We start from the raw sequence: 18,552 nt of genomic DNA, 5'->3' as shown, positions 1-18,552 counted from the left end.
CCGGTGCGGGGGCCCCGCCGGCACTCAGGCGCCGGGGCGGTGCGGCAGCTCGGCGGCCGGGTCGCCGCGCTCGATCAGTGCGGCGATCTCGGCGGGACGCAGGCCGCGCTGCGCCAGCACCCGGGCGCCCCAGCGGTGCAGCCGGCACGGGTGCGGGCTGGCGTCGTTGCGGCAGACCGTCCCGCCGGACCAGGTCCGGGGCGCGTGCACCACGACCGCCCGCACGGCGAACTGGGCGTCCTCGACGGTCACGTACGGCGGCAGCGGGATGTCCCGGAGCACCTCCCCGGACGGCTCCCCGGCGGCCCGGGGGGCGGTCGGACGGACGGTGCGGGCGGTGACGCTGCTCATCGGTGTGGCCTCCACAAGGGATGGTCGGAGATGGACAGCAGAAAGTTACGACAGGCGCGACGCGGCGCGACGGACAAACTGTCCCGCAGGGTGGACACGGGCCCGCCCGCCGGCACCGGACGGCGGTCCGGGCGGGACCGCCACCGGGGCGGAGCCGCCGGTCAGCCGGCCGCCCGCGCCCGCAGCCGGGCGGCCGTCCGGCGGGGGTCGTAGTCGGGGGCGACGCCGTCGACGATCAGCGTCGCGCCCGGGATGTGCCGGGTGCGCAGCGGCAGGATCTCCTGGTACGCCGGCGAGTCGTACCAGGCCCGGGCCCGGTCCAGGTCGGGGAACTCGATGATGACCACGGTGCCCGGCCAGTCGCCCTCCCTGACCTCCACCTCGGCGCCGTGCACCCGGAACCGGCCGCCGAACGGGTCCAGCGTGGCCTGGATCCGCTCGATGTAGGTGAGGATGTCCTCGTGGGCCGGGGTGTCGTAGAGGTGGGCGAGCGCGAACGCGGGCATGGTGCCTCCCGGGAACCGGTCCGCCCGGCCGGACGACCGGGGCGGTACGCCGAGTCTCCCGCCGGCGCGTGCCCGGCGTCGATTACCCGTGGGGTAACGACGGTGGCGGCCCGCCCCGCTCAGACGCGGTCGAGCACGACGACGGGGATCTCCCGGTCGGTCTTCTCCTGATACTCGTCGTACGCCGGCCAGATGGCGGCCATCGTGGACCACATGCGCGGCTTCTCCCCCGCCGTCGCGGTACGCGCCCGCGCGGTGAACCGCTCGGCGCCCACCTGCACCTCGACCAGCGGCTCGTCGAGCAGGTTGAGGTACCAGGCCGGGTGCTTCGGGTCGCCGCCCTGCGAGGCGACGACCAGGTAGGCGTCGCCGTCGCGCCCGTAGATCAGCGCGGTGCGCCGCAGCTTCCCGCTGCGCCGGCCCCGGGTGGTCAGCAGCAGCGTGAAGACCCCGGGCTGCCACTCGTGCCCCTCGGCGCCGCCGGTCTCGACGTACCGCCGGATGTGGTCGGCCACCCAGCCCTGCGGGCTGTCCAGCACCTGCTCGCCCATCGGCCCTCCCGTTCGCCCTCGCGCACCCGGTCGTCGCGATCACGCTACTCCGGGCGGCGGCCGGTCGCCGGGCGAACGGAGCCGCCCGGGCACCGCGTCAGCGCAGCGCGACCGCCTGGACGCCGACGTTGCCGCAGTCGTCGCTGAACGCCTGCTCCACCGTCCAGGTCAGCACCAGCCGACTGCCCTTCGGCGCCTGGAACCGGATGGTGAACTCGGTGGACCGGCTGGTGTGCCGGTCCTCGATCCGCAGGGTCCGGCTCGGACCGCCGACGGAGAGTCGGGCATCCAGCCGGCCCCGGGCCATCCACACCCCGCCGTACAGCCGGACGGTGCGCGCCTGGCCGTCGGCGGCCACCGCGAGCGTGAAGCCGCTGCCGGCGCCGCACCGGTAGACCCCGTGCGGCGAGCCGCTCGCCGACGTCACCGGGCTGCCGTCGCGCCAGCTGAAGCTCTCCTGGTTGTCGTCCCAGCCGCCCCGCCGGCCGGTGCCGCCCTCGTCGCGGATCTCGCCGGAGCCGCCGCGCTTGCGGACCGTCGACTCCGCGCCGCGCAGGCCCCAGTGGACCCAGTCGCGGCGGCCCACAGTGGTCAGGTCGACCTCGCCCGGCGCCTCGGCCATGCTGGCGGCGAGCACCGCCCGCACCGGCGGCGCCGACGTCGACGGCTTCGGTGGCGTCGGGGACGGGCTCGGCGGACGCTGCCGGGGCCGCAGCCCGGGCGAGACCAGACCGGCGTCCAGGTCGCGTCCCTCCACCCCGGGGAAGCCGCTCGGCCGGCCGGCGTCCGCCGGTACGTCGCCGGCGGTCTCCCCGCCCGGCTCGGGGTCGCCGGCGGTCAGGTACGACACGAGGGCGACCAGGCAGGCGACCACGGCGATCCCCTCGACGGCCCACCGGCGGCGCTGCCGTGCCCGGGCCAGCCGCCGCAGGCCGGTGCGGGTGTGCCCGGCCTGCGGAAGGGGCGGATGCCGGGTCCCGGGCGGGGCTGCCGGGTCGCCGTACCGCGACGGCCGGATGTGCTGTCGGGTGAGGTCTTCCTCCGCCACCGGCCCTCCACTCCCCCACCGGCCCCGGCCGGACGCGGCCGTCCGTTCTGGGCGGCCCGCGCCCGCACCGCCTCGTCCGTCGCGCCGGACGGACGGGCGTGTCCAGTTCGTCACCGGACGGTAGCGGACATCGATCAGGACGGTGGTCTCGGGGCGGTGCCGCCGGCCCGGCAGGCGATCCGGACGCCCGGGTCGGCTGCCTCAGCGGATCTCGAAGCCCAGCGCCTGCGCGATCACCATGGCCTGCGTGGCGTCGACGATCGCGCCGGCCCGCTCCACCGCCGTCGGGTCGAGCGCGGTGAGGTCGCTGCCGCGCAGGTCGGCCCCGGTCAGCCGGCAGCGGTGCAGCTGCGCGGCGGAGAGGTCGACGCCGGTCACCGTCGCCCCGGTCAGGTTGGCCCCGGTCAGGTCCGCCTCGCGCATCCGCACGTCGGTGAGGCGGACCCCGCGCAGGTCGGCGCCGGGCAGCGCGACGAACGACCAGTCGCCGCCGGCGACCGTCAGCGGCCGCAGGTCGCACTGGGCGAAGGTGCTGCCCACGAGCTTGCAGCCGGTGAACTCCGCCTCGAACAGGTTGCACCGCTGGAAGGTGCAACGGGTGAAGGCCGAGTCGGTGTGCCGGGAGGAGTTGAAGCGCGTGTTGCCGAAGGTGCAGCTGTCGAAGACCGCGCCCCGGCTCACCGCCTCGGACAGGTCGACGTCGAAGAACGTGCAGCGGACGAAGTGCCGGTCCACCAGCTCCTCGGCGTACCAGTCCTCGTTGCGGAAGGTCTCGTCCTCGGTCAGCTCGGGCATCGGGCCAGGCTATCGAGGGGGTGGGACAACGGCGGGCAGCCCCTTCCGGCGGGGCGTACCGGCTAGTAGTTTCGGCGACGTGAGTGTGGCACGCAGCATCGACCCGGACCAGATCGGCTTCGACCCGGCGCGGTTGGCGCGCATCGACGAGCACTTCGGCAGGTACGTCGACGACGGTCGCCTCGCCGGCTGGCAGGTGCTGGTCACGCGGCGCGGCGAGATCGCCCACTCGTCGACGTACGGGCTGCGCGACGCGGAGGCGGGCAGGCCCGTCGAGGCGGACACGCTCTGGCGCATCTACTCGATGACCAAGCCCGTCACCTCCGTCGCCGCGATGATCCTGTGGGAGGAGGGCCGCTTCGAGCTGACCGACGAGATCAGCCGGTGGCTGCCCGAGTTCGCGGACCTGCGGGTCTACTCCAAGGGCTCGGCGCTCAAGCCCTTCACGGTGCCGGCGGTCGAGCCGATCCGGGTGTGGCACCTGCTCACCCACACCGCCGGCCTGACGTACGGCTTCATGCAGACCTCGGTGGTCGACGGCATCTACCGGGCCGCCGGCTACGACCTGTACCCGCCGGCGGACGTCGACCTGGCGACGGCCTGCCAGGCGTTCGGCGAGCTGCCGCTGCTGTTCCAGCCCGGCACCGCGTGGGGCTACTCGGTCGCCACCGACGTGCTCGGCCGGCTCGTGGAGGTGGTCTCCGGGCAGAGCCTGGACGCCTTCTTCGCCGACCGGATCTTCCGCCCGCTGGGCATGACCGACACGCACTGGTGGGCCGAGGGCGACACCGCCGACCGGCTCGCCGCCCTCTACGCGCCCGACCCGCGCACCGGCCGCGCGTTCCGCTACGACAAGCTGGGCGCCCTGGCGTACGAGAAGCCGCTGCTGCTCTCCGGCGGCGGCGGCCTGATCTCCAGCGCCGCCGACTACCACCGGTTCACCCAGATGCTGCTGCGCGGCGGCGAGCTGGACGGGGCACGCCTGCTGGGACCGCGCACGGTGCGCTTCATGACCCGCAACCACCTGCCCGGCGGGCAGGACCTGGAGACCCTCTCCGCCGGTGGCTTCGCCGAGACCACCCTCGACGGGATCGGCTTCGGGCTCGGCTTCGCCGTGGTCGACGACCCCGTACCGAGCCGGGTGCCGAGCAGCCCCGGCGAGTACTACTGGGGCGGCGTGGCGAGCACGGCCTTCTGGGTCGACCCGGCCGAGGAGGTCACGGCCCTGTTCTTCACCCAGCTCATGCCGTCGAGCACCTACCCGATCCGGCCGCAGCTGCGGCAGCTCGTCTACTCCGCCCTGGTCGACTGAGCCGGCTCCAGGCCCGGCCGGCGAGGGGGACGGCGGCGCGGTGCCGGTCCGCCCCCGGTCGCCGGGTCACCGCCGCCGGCACTCCTCCATCCCGTCGGGGTACGTCCAGCACTCCGTCTGCACCCCGGCCGTGCCGGTGACCCGGAAGGGACGCCCCGCGTCGTCGACCGTGACGGTGCCGGTGCGTCCCCGCGACGCCCAGTCCACCTCGACCGTCCAGTCGCAGTCGCAGTCGACCGTGTGGCCGATGACGAGGAAGGTCTCGGCATCGGTCAGGGACACCCGGTACGGGAAGCGGATCTCTTTGCGCTCGTGTTCGGGGAGGCTCGCCCCGCCCTCGTCGAACAGGCCGGCGGTGAGCACCGGAGGGTCCTCGTCCAGGTTCGCCTCCACCCAGCGGTAGGCGGTCGGGCCGCCTCCGCCCGGAGCGGTGAACACGCCCCGCAGGGCGGGGCGCCGCGTCATCACCCGCACCCGCAGGTCGGTGAGGGTCACCTGCGCCTCGTCGACCCCCTGGACCGTGAAGTAGACGTACTGCCGGGAGGCGGGCGTCCCGGCGGCCTCCCGGGCCCACCGCGACCAGTCGCCCGCCCAGGCCGGTCGGGCGGGGACCTCCGCCAGCGGCGGCGCGACCACCCAGCCGTCCGACGCCTCGTGGCCGACGCGGACCGCGACCGTGAACGGCAGCGCGTCGGGGTCGGGCGGGGGCGGCGGGGGCGTGCCGGGAAGGAGTCCCCAGGCGAGGAGCCAGGCGGTCAGCATCGCCGTGACGACGGCCGCGAGGACCCCGGCGAACCAGCGGCCGGCGGGCGGCCCGGCGGGCGAGAGCCGGCGCACCAGTGCCCGCACCCGATCGGAGCGGCGCGCCCTCGGCTCCTGCGCCGGTTCCGTCGACGCCTCCGGGGGCCCGGGCGTCCCGGCGGACGCGTCACGTTCCTCCGTCATCGCGCCCACCCCCGCCCTTCAGCGGTCACGGTCCGACACCAGTGCACCCCGAAGCGTGCGACGACGCAAGGGGCGGTTGCGCCGCGTGGGATCTCCGGTCCGCCAGCGCGCGATGTCGCCGGTCAATAGCCTGGAGACGAGCCACGTCCGGCGGGCCGGACGGGCCTGGCGGGAGGCGGTATGAGCAACATCGTCGTGTTCGGCGCGGGTGGCACCGCGGGGTCGCGGATCGCCGCCGAGGCGGTCGGCCGGGGGCACCGGGTCACCGCGGCGGTACGCCGGCCGGAGGCCACCTCGTACCTGCCGCCGGCGGTCACGGTGGTCACCGGGGACGCCACCAGCGAGCGGAGCGTACGGGAACTGGCACCCGACACGGACGCCATGGTGGTGGCGATCGGCGGCGGCGAACACGACCTCTGGCTCAACGCGGCGCGGAACCTGGTCGGCGCGCTGCGTGGCATGCCGGCCGCGCCCCGGATCATCCACGTGGGCGGCGGGTCGACCCTGCTCACCCCGAAGGGCACCCGCTTCCTCGACGAGCCGGACTTCCCCGAGGAGTACCGCGAATCGGCGCGGGGGCAGGCCGAGGCCCTCGACTTCTACCGCTCCTCGGCCGACGGGGTGACCTGGACGTACGTCTCGCCGCCGCCGCTGGAGTTCCACCCGGGTGAGCGCACCGGGCACTACCGCACCGGCGGCGACCAGCCGGTGACCGACCACGAGGGCCGCTCGGTGCTCAGCTACGAGGACCTGGCGGTGGCGATCGTGGACGAGATCGAACAGCCGCGCCACGAGAACGCCCGGTTCACCGCCGCGTACTGAGCGGCGCGGGGGCGGCCGGCGGTGCCGTGGGCGCGGGTCAGTCGGCGAGGCGGGCGGGGAAGCCGCCGGTGGCGATCGGGCCCCAGGCGTCGATGGTGACCCGGATCAGCGACTTGCCCTGCCGGACCATCGCCGCCCGATACTCGTCCCAGTCCGGGTGCTCGCCCGAGATGCAGCGGAAGTACCCCACGAGCGGCTCCAGCGCCGCCGGCAGGTCCAGCACCTCGGCGGTGCCGTCGAGCTGCACCCACGGGCCGTTCCAGTCGTCGGAGAGCACGCACGCCGACACCCGTGGGTCGCGGCGGATGTTGGCGACCTTGGCCCGCTCGGGATAGGTGGAGATCACCAACCGGCCCTCGTCGTCCACCCCGGCGGACACCGGGGACGACTGCGGCCGACCGTCGGCGCGGGTGGTCATGAGCACCACCCGGTGCCGCGGCCGGAGGAACTCGGTCAGCCCGGCCCGGTCGACCCGGGTGTTCGTCGCGATGCTGCGTGCCATCGTTCGTTCCTACCAGGGCTTCCGTCGCCCGGCGACCGCACCGGAGGGAACGGGCCCGACGCACACCGCGGATCGCGCGGCGGCCGGATCGCGGCGCGGCGGCCTCAGCGGGGTCGCGGGGCGGCGCGGCCGGCGGCGGGCTGGGCCGGCACCCGGGGGCGGACCGAGGGCCGCCAGGCGCGGCCGTTGGCGTAGATCACCCGGAAGCCGAGGTACGAGGCGAGGGGCGCCCAGTGCGCGGAGCCCATCCGCAGCTCGGCGGCGTTGTGGCGCTGCCCGTTGGCCAGCACGTCGAGCAGGACGGTCTCGAAGGCGGCCGACTCGACCCAGTCCACCTCCCGGGTGTACCCGCAGATCAGGGCCGCTCCGGTGGCGTCGAGGAAGTCCCGCAGCACCGCGTCGGAGGCGCGCAGCACCGAACAGCTGCCGAAATAGAGCCGCCGGCCCTCGCAGCGGCCCGCCATCAGCTCGGCGACGTCGGCGAGCGCCACCGATTCCCAGTCGGTGAGGCAGAGCCGGCTCGGCTCGCCGTGCATGGCGAAGAAGCCGACCCGGTGGTCGGCGTACTGCTTGAGCAGCCAGCGGTCGACGAAGTAGAAGAGTTCGTCGCGGGTGGCCGCGTCCTTGTGGATGAAACGGATCTTTCCGAGCCGTTCGAGCAGTTCGAGGGTGGGCAGGACGGAGCCGCGCTCGTTGAGGTCGCGGTGCCACTGGCCCTCGATGCAGAAGACGCCACCGCGTGCCATGCCGCCCCCTCCCCCGGTCCCGCCGGCGCTGACGTTACCGGGTCGGGCCGGCGGGAGAACATCACCCGGCGCGTGCCGACCTGCGGCTTTGCGCGCCGTTCGCGCTTTCCTGTGGCCTGTTGCCGATCAATGGGCGATTCGCAATTCGCGTAATGCCCAGGCAACGCTCAGCAACGGCGAATCGTGAGGACAATTCTTGTTAATCGCCGCGAACCACCCGTCGGCCTGCCACTGTGGAAATGCGGGACGGGCAGGCCGATGTCCCGGATGCCACCCCATTCCCACTCCTATCGGGAGGACTTCTGTGCGCGTTAACACCCTGAAACGGGCCGCTGTCGCATTCGCCCTGGCGTTGCCGGCAGCCGCTGTCGCCACGGTGGCCGCCGCGCCAGCGGCCCACGCCGACGGCTGCTACACGTGGAAGCGCAACCTCTACCAGGGGCGCTCCGGCGACGACGTCCGCCAGTTGCAGATCCGGGTCGCCGGGTGGGCCGGCAACCGGGACATCGTGGAGAACGACGGCCGCTACGGACCGAAGACCGCCGCCGCGGTCAAGCGGTTCCAGGCCGCGTACGGGCTGCGCGCCGACGGCATCGCCGGACCGCAGACGTACGGCAAGCTCTACGACCTCCAGGACGACGACTGCACGCCACGGCACTTCAGCTACAGCGAGATGGACGACGGCTGCGGTCGCGGGGGCTGGAGCGGTGGTCCGCTCTCCGCCGCGCAGACCCGGCAGAACGCGCTGCGCACGATGTGGAAGCTGGAGGCGCTGCGGCGCAGCCTCGGCGACAAGCCCCTCCTCGTCAGCAGCGGTTTCCGCAGCCGCACCTGCAACGACCAGGTCGGCGGGGCGTCCGACAGCCAGCACCTCTACGGCAACGCCGCCGACGTGGTGTCGCGCACCAGCTCGCTGTGCCAGATCGCCCGCGACGCCCGCAACCGGGGCTTCAGCGGGATCTACGGTCCCGGTTACCCGGACCACGACGACCACGTGCACGTGGACTCGCGGCGGGAGAACAACAGCGACGACACCCCGAACACCACCAGCTGGTCCGCGCCGGACTGCGGCATCGGCGCCGGCCGCGACTGAGCCGGCCCAACGACGACGCCGGCCCGGGCGCGGGTGCCACCCCGCGCACCGGGCCGGCGTCGTGTACCCGCTCAGCTCGCCCGGGGCCAGCGCGGCGTGGTGGCGGGGGGAGCCACCGGCCGGGCGGGGCCGGCGGGACGTACGCCGGGCGCGACCGCGCGCGGGCCGCCCGGGTGCCCGCCGGTGGCACGTGGTGCGCGGCTGGCCGGCGCGGGGCCGGTCACCGTGAACGGGAACGGCACGTGCACGAAGGGGTTGCCGTGCCGCACCAGGGCGTCGATCTGCCGCTCGTTGAGCCCGTGCCGCGTCAGCACCCGCCGGCCCCAGCGGTGCAGCCGGCAGGGGTACGTCGCGCCGTCGTTGCGGCACAGCGGCCCGGCCGGCCACTCCTCGGCGGCGTGCACCACCACCGCCCGGACCGCGAGCCGGACGTCCTCGGGGGTCAGGGGCGCCGGCACCGGCACCTCGCCCAGGATCTGGTCGATGGGATCCGTCGACTGCTCACCAACCCGCACGGCAGGCCTCCCGCGGCTCCGGCAGCGGTGCGGCTGACCCGCCGCACCGCATCCTCGGCGACTGGTACGGCCCCCGCCCCCGGAAGGTTCAATCGCGCCTCAGACGAGGCCGGCGTCGTGCACCAGCAGAGCCACCTGGACCCGGTTGTTCAGGCCCAGCTTCACCAGCAGCCGCGACACGTACGCCTTGACGGTCGCGACGCTCATGAACAGCTCGGCGGCGATCTCGGCGTTCGTCCGGCCCTGCCCGAGCGCGACCGCGACCTCGCGCTCCCGGTCGCTGAGCCCGGCGAGCTGCCGCAGCGCCCGCTCCCGACGCGGGTCGGGGTCGCCCGCCGCGCCCGGCGCGGTCACGTGGTCGATCAGCCGGCGGGTCACCGCCGGGGAGAGCGTCGCCTCGCCCGCCGCCACCCGGCGCACCGCCCGCACGATCTCGGCCGGCGGGGTGTCCTTGAGCAGGAAGCCGCCGGCCCCGGCCCGCAACGCCCGGAGCACCTGCTCGTCTGCGTCGAAGGTGGTCAGCACCAGCACCTCGGGCGGGTCGGGCGACGCGCGCAGCGCCTCGGTGGCCGCGAGACCGTCGAGCCGGGGCATCCGGATGTCCATCAGCACCACGTCCGGCGCGCAGGTGGCCACGGCGGCGGGCACCTCGCTGCCGTCGGCGGCCTCCCCGACCACGAGCAGGTCCGGCACCCCGCCGAGGATCATCGACAGGCCGGCCCGCACCAGCGCGTCGTCGTCGACGAGCAGCACCCGTACCGGCCGGCCGGGGTCGGGGCCCGGCCCGCTCACGCCGGCCACGGCAGCCAGGCGGCCAGCCGGAAGTCGCCCGCGTCGTCCCGCCCGTACTCCAGCCGGCCGCCGGCCAGGCTGACCCGCTCCGCGATGCCGACCAGGCCGGTGCCGGCGCCGGGGATCTCCGGGCCGGCGATGCCGCCGACCGGCCACCGGTTGCGGATCTCCACGGTCAGCCCGTCGCCGGGGGCGCCGGCCACGTCGACGGTGACCGTCGCGCCGGCGGCGTGCTTGCGGGCGTTGGTGAGCCCCTCCTGCACGATCCGGTAGACGCTGCGCCCCACCGCCGCGGGCACCCGTTCCGCCGAGGTGACCACCTCGCGTACGCCGATCCGCGCCCCGGCCGACCGGGACTCCTCGACGAGCGCCGGCAGATCGCCCAGGGTGGGCTGTGGGCGCTCGGGATCCCCCTCGGCGGTGGTCTCCGCCCGGAGCACCCCGATCACCTCGCGCAGATCCTGCAACGCGGCGTGGGCGCTGCCCCGGATCACCCCGGCCGCCCGCGCCACCTCCTCCGGCGGCGCGTCCGGCCGGAACTCCAGCGCGCCGGCGTGCAGGCTGAGCAGCGAGATCCGGTGTGCGAGCACGTCGTGCATCTCGCGGGCGATCCGGGTGCGCTCCAGGTGCCGGGCCTGCGCCACCCGCAACTGCTGCTCCGCCTCGGCCCGCTCGGCGCGCTCGCGCAGCGACACGACGAGCTGCCGCCGGGCCCGGACGAACATCCCCCACGCCAGCACGGAGAGGCTGAGCACCACCCCCCAGGCGGTGGTCGCCCAGTACGGCATCTGCGGGTCCGGGCGCAGGTAGCTGAAGGCGAAGTTGGTGACCAGGCCGGCGGCGGTCAATCCCAGCGCGACGGCCGTGCGCCGGTGCACCACCACGGTGAAGTAGATGATCAGCAGCGGGATCGCCGCCGCCATCGAGAACAGGGTCAGCGGCACGGTCGCGACGGCGAGCCCCACCGGCCACCGGCGCCGCAGCCAGATCAGCGCGCAGCAGGCGAGCCCGAGCAGGGCGTCGGCCGGGACCATCCAGCGCTGCGGCAGCGGCGTGGCGAACTCCGGGTCGGACGAGGCCGCGTCGGCCGTGGCGAGCAGGACCCAGCCGAGGGAGAGCAGGAAGCAGAGGCCGTCCACCACCCAGTCGCGGGTGGTGCGACGCGGCCCCCGCCCCACCCGCGCCGCCGGATCGACGCTCAGCGCCCCCGGCAGCAGCCAGGGGTGCTCCGGTACGGCGGCACTGGTCACGCGACCATGCTAGGCAGCCGCCCGGCGGACCGACCAGCTACCAAAGTCGAGACCCTGGCGTCGACCAAGGTAGCCGCCGGACGAGACCGTCGGCCGCAGCGCGCGGCCGGGTGGCTCCGGCAGCGTGGCCGGCATGATCAGCGTGGAACACCTCACCAAACGGTACGGGCGGCACACCGCCGTCGACGACGTGTCGTTCCGTTGCGAGCCGGGCACCGTCACCGGCTTCCTGGGACCGAACGGCGCCGGCAAGTCCACCACCATGCGGATGATCTGCGGGCTCACCCCGCCCAGCGGCGGTGGCGCGACGGTCGGCGGCCGGCCGTACCGGGAACTGCCCAACCCCGGGCGGGAGGTGGGCGTGCTGCTGGACGCCTCGGCCCAGCACGCCGGGCGCACCGGGCGGGAGGCGCTGACCGTGGCCGCGGCGACCATGGGCGTGGACCGCCGGCAGGTCGCCACCAAGCTCGACCTGGTCGGGCTGAACGAGGTCGCGGCGAAGCGCCGCCTCCGGGCGTACTCGTTGGGGATGCGGCAGCGGCTCGGCCTCGCGCACGCGCTGCTGGGCGACCCCCGGGTGCTGATCCTCGACGAGCCGGCCAACGGCCTGGACCCGGAGGGGATCTTCTGGATGCGCGGCCTGCTGCGCGACTTCGCCGACCGGGGCGGCACCGTGCTGCTCTCCTCCCACCTGCTGCGCGAGGTGGAGGCGGTCGCGGACCGGCTGGTGGTCATCGGGGGCGGCCGGATCGTGGCCCAGGGCGACAAGGCCGAGTTGCTTGCCGGCGGCGGGACGCTGGTGCGGGCCCGCGACGGCGGGGCGCTGCGCGGCGCGTTGGAGCGGGCCGGGCTGGCGGCCACCGAGGGCACCGAGGGGCTGCTGGTCCACGCCGACGCCGAGGCGGTCGGGCAGGCCGCCGCCGACGCCGGCGTCGCCCTCACCGAACTGCGGTCCGCCGGCAGCGGCGGCCTGGAACAGCTCTTCCTCACCCTGACCGCCGGCGCGTCGACCCAGGAGGCCGTCCGATGACCACCGCCACCACCGCCAGCCCGCCCGCCACCACCGCGCCCGAGCGCCATTCCGGCGTACGCCGGCCGTCGCTGCTCCGGCTCACCGGCGTGGAGCTGCGCAAGCTCGTCGACACCCGGGCCGGGCTCTGGCTGCTGATCACCATCGGGCTGCTCGCCGCCGCCCTCGTGGTGGTCCAGTTGATCTGGTCGGACGACGCCGCGCAGACCTTCCCCAACTTCTTCCTCCCCTCGATGCTGCCGATCGGCCTGCTGCTGCCCGTGCTGGGCATCCTGTCGATCACCGGGGAGTGGTCGCAGCGCACGGCGCTCACCACGTTCGCCCTGGTGCCGCGGCGGGGCCGGGTGAACGTCGCGAAGCTGGTCGCGATGGTGCTGGCGGCCCTGGCGTCGGTGGTGGTGAGCCTCGGCGTGGCCGCCGCCGGCACGCTCGTCGCCGGGGCCACCGGCGGCGCCGGCACCTGGCGCATGGAGTGGGCCCTGCTGCTGCACGCCGTGGCGCTCCAGGTGGCAAACGTGCTGATGGGGGCCGGCTTCGGCCTGCTGCTGCTCAACACCCCGCTGGCGATCGTCGGCTACCTGCTGCTGCCGACCGTCTGGTCGATCCTCGGCGAGATGATCCGACCGCTGCGCGGCCCGGCGGGCTGGCTGGACACGGGCCGGACCATGGAGCCGCTGCTCACGCCCGACGTGACCGCCGGGCAGTGGGGACGGTTCGCCGTGTCGCTGCTGGTCTGGCTGGCCGTGCCGCTGGTCGCGGGGCTGGTCCGCACGCTGCGGCGCGAGGTGTCCTGACGGTGGACGGCTACGGTGCGCCCACCGTCGTCGACGGCGGCGCGGCGGAACTGGCGATCCTCTGGGGCGGGTTCCCGGCACTCGGCGCGGGCGCCGGGTGGCTGCTCGTCGCCGGCGCGGAGTGGGTCGCCGGGCTGTCCTGGGCCCCCGCGCAGGACCTGTTCGAGCTGGTCGCCCGGCTGCCGGACCCGCAGGCCGGCATCGGCGGGCTGGCCGTCGGCGCGCTGGGCGGCCTGCTGGTCGCCGCCGTCGGCACCGCCGAACGGCTCGCCGTCACCGTCGACGCCGAACGGGTCCGGCTGCGCCGTGACCGCACGGACCGGCAGGTCGGGCGGCGACCGGTACGCGCCGTCTTCGTCGACGGCAAGGACCTGGTGCTGCTCGGCGCGGACGACGAGGAACTGGTCCGGGAGCGGTCGGACCTGGCCGTCGACCGGCTGCGCGACGCCTTCCGCGCGCACGGCTGGCCGTGGACCGACGGTGACCCGCACCGGGACGCGTACCGGCGGTGGGTGCCGGGCCTGCCGGGGCTGCCGACCGGCGCGGACGCGCTGCTGCGGGCCCGGCAGCGGGCCCTCGACGCCGACCGGGGCGGCGAGGCCCGGGAGCTGCGCGGCGAACTGGGCCGCACCGGGGTGGTGCTCCGCGACGACGGCCGGCGGCAGTACTGGCGGCTGACCCGCGCCGCCCCGCGCCCCCGGTCGGAGGACGCGACTTCGGCTGAGCCGGAGGTCGAGGGCCGGTAGCGTTGCTCCCGACGGGGCCCGGGGCACGGGGAGCGCGCGATGACCGAGCAGCAGCCGTACCGGGTGGTGGCCCGGCACCCCGGCTTCGAGCTGCGCCGCTACCCGGCCCACCTGGTCGCCGAGGTGCGGGCGGAGGGCGCGTTCGAGCAGGCCGCCCGGGACGCCTTCCGGCCGCTGGGCGCGTACCTGCGCGGTGCCAACCGCGCGCGGCGGGCGACCGCCCGGGAGACGGGCCCGCAGACGATCGCGATGACGGCCCCGTTCGTGCAGGAGGAGGGGGACCGGCCTGGCCACTGGCTGGTGTGGCTCGTGATGCCGGCGGGCCTCACCCCCGACACGCTGCCCGAGCCGGCGGACCGCCGGGTGCGCACCCGGATGGTCCCGGAACAGCTCGCCGCCGCGACGCGCTTCCCGGGTCGCTGGACGGCCCGGGCGTTCGACCGGCGGGCGACCGCGCTGGGCCGGGCGGTCACCGCGGCCGGGCTGCGCCCCACCGGCGCGGTCCGGTACGCGCGCTTCGATCCGCCGTGGAAGCCGTGGTTCCTGCGCCACAACGAGGTCGTGCTGCCGATCGCCGAGTGAGTCGGGTGCCGCGTCCCGGCACGGGGCGCTCCCGGCCGGACCGGCGCGGCTATCCCCGTCGGGGTACGCCCGCGGGCCGGGACCGGGCTCTGGTCACCGACGCCAGCAGTTCGTCGAGGGCGTCGACCTCGGCCCAGCCGTTCACCGCGATCCGGCCGGCGGCGTCCACGGTCACCTCGACCCGGTCCGGGCTGTGCGACACCTCGTCGAGCAGCCCCGGGAAGCGGTCGCCGAGCAGCACGAACTCCTGGTTGGTGGAACCCACCCACGGCCGCCGGGTGTCGATCCGATCGGCCAGGAACGGCCCGGCGACGAGGAGGTCGGTCGCCGCCAGCAGCGCCGCGACGTCGTCCCGGCCGGCGTCGACCGCCCGGTGCAGCTGCGCCCGGGTGTAGCCGGTGAAGGTCATCACCGAACGCCCGGCGGCGCGTACCCCGGCGGCGACGGCCGCCAGCGGGGCGGCCTGGTCGAAGGGCTCGCCGCCCAGCAGGGTCAGCCCCTCGGTGCCGGCGTCGAGCGCCCGGCGCACCAGGTCGGCGGGGGCGACCCGTTCGCCGCCCCGGAAGCTCCACAGGTGCGGGTTGAAGCAGCCGGGGCAGCGGATGGCGCAGCCCTGCACCCAGACGGCGGTCCGCTCGCCCGGGCCCTCGGCGCGGGTGGCGGCCAGGAACCGCGCCACCGCCACCGTCTCCGCCCCCACCGGCGGGCGCGGCCCCGGACCGTCGTCAGACATCGAGGACCCGGCCGGGCGGCGGCCGGTCGGGCGCCGGCCCGGCGGGCGGGACGCACTCCACGGCGTCGCGCAGGCGCGCGTACTCGTGGGGGGCCAGGTTGGCGGCGGCGGCGAACTCGGCCAGGCTGCCGAAGGACCCGCGCCGCTCCCGCTCGGCCAGCACCTGCCGGGCGCGCTGCGGGTCGAAGCCGGGCAGCGCCGCGAGGTCGCCCGGCCCGGCCGCGTTGACGTCGACCGGCGGTCCGGCCGGCGGCCCGGAGGCCGGCGCGTCCGGCTGCCCCGGGGCCGGCGCGTCCGGCTGCCACGCAAGCGACGTGATCGGCCCGGTGGGAAAGGGGTCGACCGCCGGGGCCAACGTCGGGTCGGCCGCCAGCGGCGGATACCCCGTCGACGTGGGCGGATGTCCCGTCGTAGAGGTGGGCGGGTACGCCGGCGACCCCGGCGGATAGGCCGACGACGCGGGTGGATAGGACGACGATGCCGGTGGGTAGGACGACTCGGGCGGGTAGGCCGACGACCCCGGCGGCGGGTACACCGGCGAACCCGGCGGATACGCGGGCGACGCGGGCGGGTACCCCGGCGGGTAGGCCGGGGACGGGTAGGCCGCCGTCGAGCCGGGCTGGTACGTCGGGGACATGCCCGGGTAGGGATGGGGGATCGGGCCGGCGGGAGCCGCCCCGGGCAGCGGAGCCAGCGGGTACGCGCCGCCGGGCCACGCCGTCGCCGCGAACCTGGCGCGGCGGTCCGTGAGCCAGCGCAGCCACGCCGGATTGATCAGCGCCGCATGCAGGATGCTGGCGACCCACACGGCCAGGAGCACGCCGACGGCCCAGTCGCTGAGGGCGCTCTCCTGGTCCGACTCGCCGACGACGAGGAACGCCGCCGAGCCCACCACGGTGTAGAAGATGCCGGGGAGCCACCACTCCGCGCGCTGGGCCCGCAGGCCCACGTAGATGAATCCGAAGCCGCCGAGGCAGCTGCACCCGAGGACGGGCAGCAACAGCCACCAGCTCTGCAACACCTGCCACGTCGCGCTCGGCCGGGGGACGGCCGGGGGCGGCCAGCCGGGGCTAGGCGCGTTCGACATCGCGCTGCTCCTGCCGCTCGGGCACGGCGGCGCGGTCGCGGTCGGCGGTGTACGCGCTGCGTACCGTCCGGGCCGCCAGCAGGTCCTCCAGCACGGCGATGTAGTCGAGGCACCCGTCGCCGAGCACGTCCCTGGTCTCGGCGCTCACGACGCCCTCGCTGGTCACGGTGACCACGATCCGCGGCTGTTCGCCCATCACGACCTGCCCTCGACGGCGAACACCAGGCGGACGCTCGCGTCCTCGGTGACCTGTTCGGACTCCAGCCGCAGCCCGGCGGCGGGGGCCTGCTCGCGCAGCCGCTCCAGCACGGCCCCCTGGACCTGCCGCCCGTACGCGGCGTCGATGGCCCGGACCGCCTCGACGGCCCGCGGCTCGTCGACCTCGCCCGTGAAGTGCGCCGACCAGATGCCGTCCTCGCCGCGCCGGAAGCCGGCCCGTACGTCGGCCCAGTCCGCGATGATCGCGTCCGGTTCGGTGGTGACCACCGCGCCGGTGTCGCGCAGCGCGGCGACGAGCAGCGTCTCGTCCCGCATCCGGGTCTGCACCTGGCAGACGACGCGCCCCTGTCCGTCCCGTCCGGCGGTCGCGGCGTGCGTCGCGGCGACGGCGGCGACGGCCAGCGGCAGGAGTATCAGTGAGACGCTCATCGGGGCCCCCTCCCTCGGTTTCGACCCACAGACTAGAACTCGACCGCTCGCCCGCCCTGCCCCCGTTGCTGTCCCGGACCGCCGGGGCGGGAGCCGCCCGGGCCGACGGGACGACCGCCGAGGTCCCAGTCCTCGGCGGCGGTGGCGGCGACGGCGCGGGCGTCGGCCCAGGAGCGTACGGCGTCGATGCGTTCCGCCTGGGTGACGCTGAGCGGCACCATGCTGACCAGGGCCCGGACCAGGTCGTCGCGGCGCAGCGGACGCCGTTCGGCGAAGGCGTCGAAGAGCCCGCCGACGACGGCCTGCTCGATCTCGGCCCCCGAGTAGCCCTCGCTGAGCCCGGCCAGCTCGCCGAGCAGGGCGTCGTCGGGCGTCAGGGCGCCGGCGACGGCCGGGTTGCGCAGCCGCCGGGCGAGGTGGACCCGCCAGATCGACGCGCGCTCCGCGCGGGTCGGCAGGTCGACGAAGAAGATCTCGTCGAAGCGCCCCTTGCGGAGCAGTTCCGGGGGCAGCCGTTCGAAGTCGTTGGCGGTCGCGATGACGAAGACGGGCCGGGACTTCTCCTGCATCCAGGTCAGGAAGGAGCCGAAGACCCGGGCGGAGGTGCCGGAGTCGTTGGCCCCGCCGACGAAGCCCTTCTCGATCTCGTCGACCCACAGCACGCAGGGGGCGGTCGCCTCGGCGGTCCGGATGGCGGTGCGCATGTTCTGCTCACTCGACCCGACGAGCCCGGCGAAGACCCGGCCGACGTCCAGCTGCAGCAGCGGCAGGCCCCAGGCCGAGGCGACCGCTTTCGCGGTCAGCGACTTGCCGCAGCCGGGCACGCCGGTGATCAGGACGCCCCGGGGCGCGGGCAGCCCGTACGCCGCCGCCTCGGCCAGCCAGGAACCGTCCCGCTTGGCCAGCCACCGTTTCAGGTTCTCCAGCCCGCCGACGTCGGCGAGGTCGACCGGGGCGTCGACGAACTCCAGCAGCCCCGACTTGCGTACGGTCTGCCGCTTCTCCTCGTGCACGACCGCGAGGTCCCGGCCGTCGAGCACGCCGTCGTTGACCATGGCGCGGGCGAACGCGTTCTCCGCCTCGTGCAGGGTGAGCCCGAGGGCCGCCTTGGCGAGCCGTTCCCGGCCGAGGTCGTCCAGCGCGATCCGGATCCGACCGCCGGCGGAGTTGGCGGCGATCATGCCGTCGAGCACCCGCCGGATCTCCGTCTCGGTGGGCAGCGGGAAGTCGACGATCGTCACGTCCTTCTCCAGCTCCACCGGGATGTGCAGCACCGGCGAGACCAGGACGAGGGTGCGCGGCACCGGGCCGGCCTTGAAGGCCGCCACCACGTCCCGCAGCCGGCGGACCACGCCGGGGGTGCCCGGCCGGTCGCTGCTGCCGTGCGCCGGGTGCAGGTCCTTGAAGATCAGCACGCTGGGGTGGTCGAGGCGCAGCACCGCGGCCAGCGCGTCGTCCGGGTCGGTGGTGCCCTTGCGGGCGACGCCGTCGGGCTGCACGAGCCCCGTCGTCAGCGACCAGGTCCACACCGCCCGGGGCGTACGGACGAGGGTGGCGTCCCGGGCGACGGCGCAGACCTCCGCGACCACCCGCTGTTCCTCGGACGACTCGACGTAGAGGACCGGGAAGCGCGCCTTGAGCATCTGCGACAGTGCGTCACGGAACGGCACCACCACCGTGTCGCCCCCCCTCCCACCCCACCGA

General features: G+C 75.4%; 23 protein-coding genes. 7 read left to right on the top strand and 16 right to left on the bottom strand.

The window, feature by feature from the left end:
* Positions 1–24: 24 nt before the first annotated feature.
* The 5 genes from ACGFNF_RS12770 to ACGFNF_RS12750 all read right to left on the bottom strand — a co-directional run bounded on the left by ACGFNF_RS12770 (position 25) and on the right by ACGFNF_RS12750 (position 3,251).
* Complete coding sequence (locus ACGFNF_RS12770) at positions 25–351, bottom strand: hypothetical protein (RefSeq protein WP_393167688.1); 327 nt, start codon at positions 349–351, stop codon at positions 25–27.
* Between the two features lie 161 nt (positions 352–512).
* Positions 513–857 carry a DUF1330 domain-containing protein gene (locus ACGFNF_RS12765; protein ID WP_357579708.1) on the bottom strand — a complete coding sequence of 115 codons (345 nt, stop codon included), beginning with the start codon at positions 855–857 and terminating at the stop codon, positions 513–515.
* Between the two features lie 119 nt (positions 858–976).
* Positions 977–1,408 (bottom strand): nitroreductase family deazaflavin-dependent oxidoreductase, encoded by a 432-nt coding sequence (locus ACGFNF_RS12760; RefSeq protein WP_132233802.1) that lies wholly within the window; start codon positions 1,406–1,408, stop codon positions 977–979.
* A gap of 97 nt (positions 1,409–1,505) precedes the next feature.
* A complete protein-coding gene (locus ACGFNF_RS12755) occupies positions 1,506–2,456 on the bottom strand; it encodes a hypothetical protein (RefSeq protein ID WP_357579707.1) in 951 nt (316 codons plus the stop codon).
* A gap of 201 nt (positions 2,457–2,657) precedes the next feature.
* Positions 2,658–3,251: a pentapeptide repeat-containing protein gene (locus ACGFNF_RS12750; protein WP_357579706.1), complete on the bottom strand. Its 594-nt coding sequence runs from the start codon at positions 3,249–3,251 to the stop codon at positions 2,658–2,660.
* Between the two features lie 79 nt (positions 3,252–3,330).
* Here ACGFNF_RS12750 and ACGFNF_RS12745 point away from each other — a divergent pair, with 79 nt between their 5' ends.
* Positions 3,331–4,563, top strand: a complete 1,233-nt coding sequence (locus ACGFNF_RS12745) for a serine hydrolase domain-containing protein (RefSeq protein ID WP_393167685.1) — start codon at positions 3,331–3,333, stop codon at positions 4,561–4,563.
* A gap of 66 nt (positions 4,564–4,629) precedes the next feature.
* Here the strand turns inward: ACGFNF_RS12745 and ACGFNF_RS12740 are convergent, their stop codons facing one another.
* A complete protein-coding gene (locus tag ACGFNF_RS12740; RefSeq protein ID WP_393167683.1) occupies positions 4,630–5,508 on the bottom strand; it encodes a hypothetical protein in 879 nt (292 codons plus the stop codon).
* A 180-nt stretch (positions 5,509–5,688) separates the two neighbouring features.
* Here ACGFNF_RS12740 and ACGFNF_RS12735 point away from each other — a divergent pair, with 180 nt between their 5' ends.
* A complete protein-coding gene (locus ACGFNF_RS12735; RefSeq protein ID WP_393167681.1) occupies positions 5,689–6,330 on the top strand; it encodes an NAD(P)-dependent oxidoreductase in 642 nt (213 codons plus the stop codon).
* 37 nt (positions 6,331–6,367) lie between these two features.
* On the opposite strand, the gene ACGFNF_RS12730 is transcribed toward ACGFNF_RS12735, so the two are convergent.
* Together ACGFNF_RS12730 and ACGFNF_RS12725 are read right to left on the bottom strand one after the other, a co-directional pair.
* Positions 6,368–6,832 carry a PPOX class F420-dependent oxidoreductase gene (locus ACGFNF_RS12730; RefSeq protein WP_393167679.1) on the bottom strand — a complete coding sequence of 155 codons (465 nt, stop codon included), beginning with the start codon at positions 6,830–6,832 and terminating at the stop codon, positions 6,368–6,370.
* 104 nt (positions 6,833–6,936) lie between these two features.
* On the bottom strand, positions 6,937–7,578 hold the full coding sequence (locus ACGFNF_RS12725) for a DUF6642 family protein (RefSeq protein WP_311412426.1): 642 nt from the start codon (positions 7,576–7,578) through the stop codon (positions 6,937–6,939).
* A 304-nt stretch (positions 7,579–7,882) separates the two neighbouring features.
* Here ACGFNF_RS12725 and ACGFNF_RS12720 point away from each other — a divergent pair, with 304 nt between their 5' ends.
* Positions 7,883–8,671 carry a D-Ala-D-Ala carboxypeptidase family metallohydrolase gene (locus ACGFNF_RS12720; RefSeq protein WP_357579702.1) on the top strand — a complete coding sequence of 263 codons (789 nt, stop codon included), beginning with the start codon at positions 7,883–7,885 and terminating at the stop codon, positions 8,669–8,671.
* Between the two features lie 71 nt (positions 8,672–8,742).
* On the opposite strand, the gene ACGFNF_RS12715 is transcribed toward ACGFNF_RS12720, so the two are convergent.
* From ACGFNF_RS12715 to ACGFNF_RS12705, 3 genes are all read right to left on the bottom strand, one after another.
* Positions 8,743–9,186: a hypothetical protein gene (locus ACGFNF_RS12715; protein WP_393167677.1), complete on the bottom strand. Its 444-nt coding sequence runs from the start codon at positions 9,184–9,186 to the stop codon at positions 8,743–8,745.
* Between the two features lie 99 nt (positions 9,187–9,285).
* The gene (locus ACGFNF_RS12710) at positions 9,286–9,996 is read right to left on the bottom strand and encodes a response regulator transcription factor (RefSeq protein ID WP_357580824.1); all 711 of its coding nucleotides are present in this window, start codon (positions 9,994–9,996) and stop codon (positions 9,286–9,288) included.
* On the bottom strand, positions 9,975–11,228 hold the full coding sequence (locus tag ACGFNF_RS12705; protein ID WP_357580814.1) for a histidine kinase: 1,254 nt from the start codon (positions 11,226–11,228) through the stop codon (positions 9,975–9,977). The genes ACGFNF_RS12710 and ACGFNF_RS12705 overlap by 22 nt, the downstream gene beginning before the upstream one ends.
* A gap of 133 nt (positions 11,229–11,361) precedes the next feature.
* On the opposite strand from ACGFNF_RS12705, the gene ACGFNF_RS12700 reads away from it, so the two are divergent.
* From ACGFNF_RS12700 to ACGFNF_RS12685, 4 genes are read left to right on the top strand one after another with little or no spacing between them, the layout of a single operon-like run.
* Positions 11,362–12,258, top strand: a complete 897-nt coding sequence (locus tag ACGFNF_RS12700; RefSeq protein ID WP_311412422.1) for an ATP-binding cassette domain-containing protein — start codon at positions 11,362–11,364, stop codon at positions 12,256–12,258.
* Positions 12,255–13,052 (top strand): ABC transporter permease, encoded by a 798-nt coding sequence (locus tag ACGFNF_RS12695; RefSeq protein ID WP_393167674.1) that lies wholly within the window; start codon positions 12,255–12,257, stop codon positions 13,050–13,052. The genes ACGFNF_RS12700 and ACGFNF_RS12695 overlap by 4 nt, the downstream gene beginning before the upstream one ends.
* Positions 13,053–13,054: 2 nt before the next feature.
* Positions 13,055–13,798, top strand: coding sequence for a hypothetical protein (locus ACGFNF_RS12690; protein ID WP_357580816.1), 744 nt, complete (start codon positions 13,055–13,057; stop codon positions 13,796–13,798).
* A 39-nt stretch (positions 13,799–13,837) separates the two neighbouring features.
* Positions 13,838–14,380, top strand: coding sequence for a heme-binding protein (locus ACGFNF_RS12685; protein WP_357580817.1), 543 nt, complete (start codon positions 13,838–13,840; stop codon positions 14,378–14,380).
* A gap of 49 nt (positions 14,381–14,429) precedes the next feature.
* On the opposite strand, the gene ACGFNF_RS12680 is transcribed toward ACGFNF_RS12685, so the two are convergent.
* The 5 genes from ACGFNF_RS12680 to ACGFNF_RS12660 are packed head-to-tail and all read right to left on the bottom strand — an operon-like array spanning position 14,430 to position 18,518.
* Positions 14,430–15,113: a 4Fe-4S cluster-binding domain-containing protein gene (locus tag ACGFNF_RS12680; RefSeq protein ID WP_393167672.1), complete on the bottom strand. Its 684-nt coding sequence runs from the start codon at positions 15,111–15,113 to the stop codon at positions 14,430–14,432.
* On the bottom strand, positions 15,106–16,200 hold the full coding sequence (locus tag ACGFNF_RS12675) for a helix-hairpin-helix domain-containing protein (protein ID WP_393167670.1): 1,095 nt from the start codon (positions 16,198–16,200) through the stop codon (positions 15,106–15,108). Before ACGFNF_RS12675 ends, ACGFNF_RS12680 begins: the two co-directional genes overlap by 8 nt.
* Entirely contained in the window at positions 16,184–16,396 is a 213-nt protein-coding gene (locus ACGFNF_RS12670; RefSeq protein WP_393167668.1) for a DUF2997 domain-containing protein, read from the bottom strand. Before ACGFNF_RS12670 ends, ACGFNF_RS12675 begins: the two co-directional genes overlap by 17 nt.
* Positions 16,396–16,848, bottom strand: a complete 453-nt coding sequence (locus tag ACGFNF_RS12665) for a hypothetical protein (RefSeq protein WP_357580821.1) — start codon at positions 16,846–16,848, stop codon at positions 16,396–16,398. The genes ACGFNF_RS12670 and ACGFNF_RS12665 overlap by 1 nt, the downstream gene beginning before the upstream one ends.
* A gap of 32 nt (positions 16,849–16,880) precedes the next feature.
* Entirely contained in the window at positions 16,881–18,518 is a 1,638-nt protein-coding gene (locus ACGFNF_RS12660) for an AAA family ATPase (RefSeq protein WP_393167665.1), read from the bottom strand.
* Positions 18,519–18,552 lie beyond the last annotated feature (34 nt).

It is taken from the genome of Micromonospora sp. NPDC048868, from assembly GCF_043198195.1.
Taxonomy (GTDB): Bacteria; Actinomycetota; Actinomycetes; order Mycobacteriales; family Micromonosporaceae; genus Micromonospora; species Micromonospora reichwaldensis.
This window is presented reverse-complemented; position numbering and strand designations above follow the sequence as displayed.

Excerpts from the sequence above, each read along its gene's own strand:
- ACGFNF_RS12770 (WP_393167688.1), bottom strand. The coding sequence starts at position 351 with ATGAGCAGCGTCACCGCCCGCACCGTCCGTCCGACCGCCCCCCGGGCC.
- ACGFNF_RS12765 (WP_357579708.1), bottom strand. The coding sequence starts at position 857 with ATGCCCGCGTTCGCGCTCGCCCACCTCTACGACACCCCGGCCCACGAG.
- ACGFNF_RS12760 (WP_132233802.1), bottom strand. The coding sequence starts at position 1,408 with ATGGGCGAGCAGGTGCTGGACAGCCCGCAGGGCTGGGTGGCCGACCAC.
- ACGFNF_RS12750 (WP_357579706.1), bottom strand. The coding sequence starts at position 3,251 with ATGCCCGAGCTGACCGAGGACGAGACCTTCCGCAACGAGGACTGGTAC.
- ACGFNF_RS12740 (WP_393167683.1), bottom strand. The coding sequence starts at position 5,508 with ATGACGGAGGAACGTGACGCGTCCGCCGGGACGCCCGGGCCCCCGGAG.
- ACGFNF_RS12735 (WP_393167681.1), top strand. The coding sequence starts at position 5,689 with ATGAGCAACATCGTCGTGTTCGGCGCGGGTGGCACCGCGGGGTCGCGG.
- ACGFNF_RS12730 (WP_393167679.1), bottom strand. The coding sequence starts at position 6,832 with ATGGCACGCAGCATCGCGACGAACACCCGGGTCGACCGGGCCGGGCTG.
- ACGFNF_RS12725 (WP_311412426.1), bottom strand. The coding sequence starts at position 7,578 with ATGGCACGCGGTGGCGTCTTCTGCATCGAGGGCCAGTGGCACCGCGAC.
- ACGFNF_RS12700 (WP_311412422.1), top strand. The coding sequence starts at position 11,362 with ATGATCAGCGTGGAACACCTCACCAAACGGTACGGGCGGCACACCGCC.
- ACGFNF_RS12695 (WP_393167674.1), top strand. The coding sequence starts at position 12,255 with ATGACCACCGCCACCACCGCCAGCCCGCCCGCCACCACCGCGCCCGAG.
- ACGFNF_RS12685 (WP_357580817.1), top strand. The coding sequence starts at position 13,838 with ATGACCGAGCAGCAGCCGTACCGGGTGGTGGCCCGGCACCCCGGCTTC.
- ACGFNF_RS12680 (WP_393167672.1), bottom strand. The coding sequence starts at position 15,113 with ATGTCTGACGACGGTCCGGGGCCGCGCCCGCCGGTGGGGGCGGAGACG.
- ACGFNF_RS12675 (WP_393167670.1), bottom strand. The coding sequence starts at position 16,200 with ATGTCGAACGCGCCTAGCCCCGGCTGGCCGCCCCCGGCCGTCCCCCGG.
- ACGFNF_RS12670 (WP_393167668.1), bottom strand. The coding sequence starts at position 16,396 with ATGGGCGAACAGCCGCGGATCGTGGTCACCGTGACCAGCGAGGGCGTC.
- ACGFNF_RS12665 (WP_357580821.1), bottom strand. The coding sequence starts at position 16,848 with ATGAGCGTCTCACTGATACTCCTGCCGCTGGCCGTCGCCGCCGTCGCC.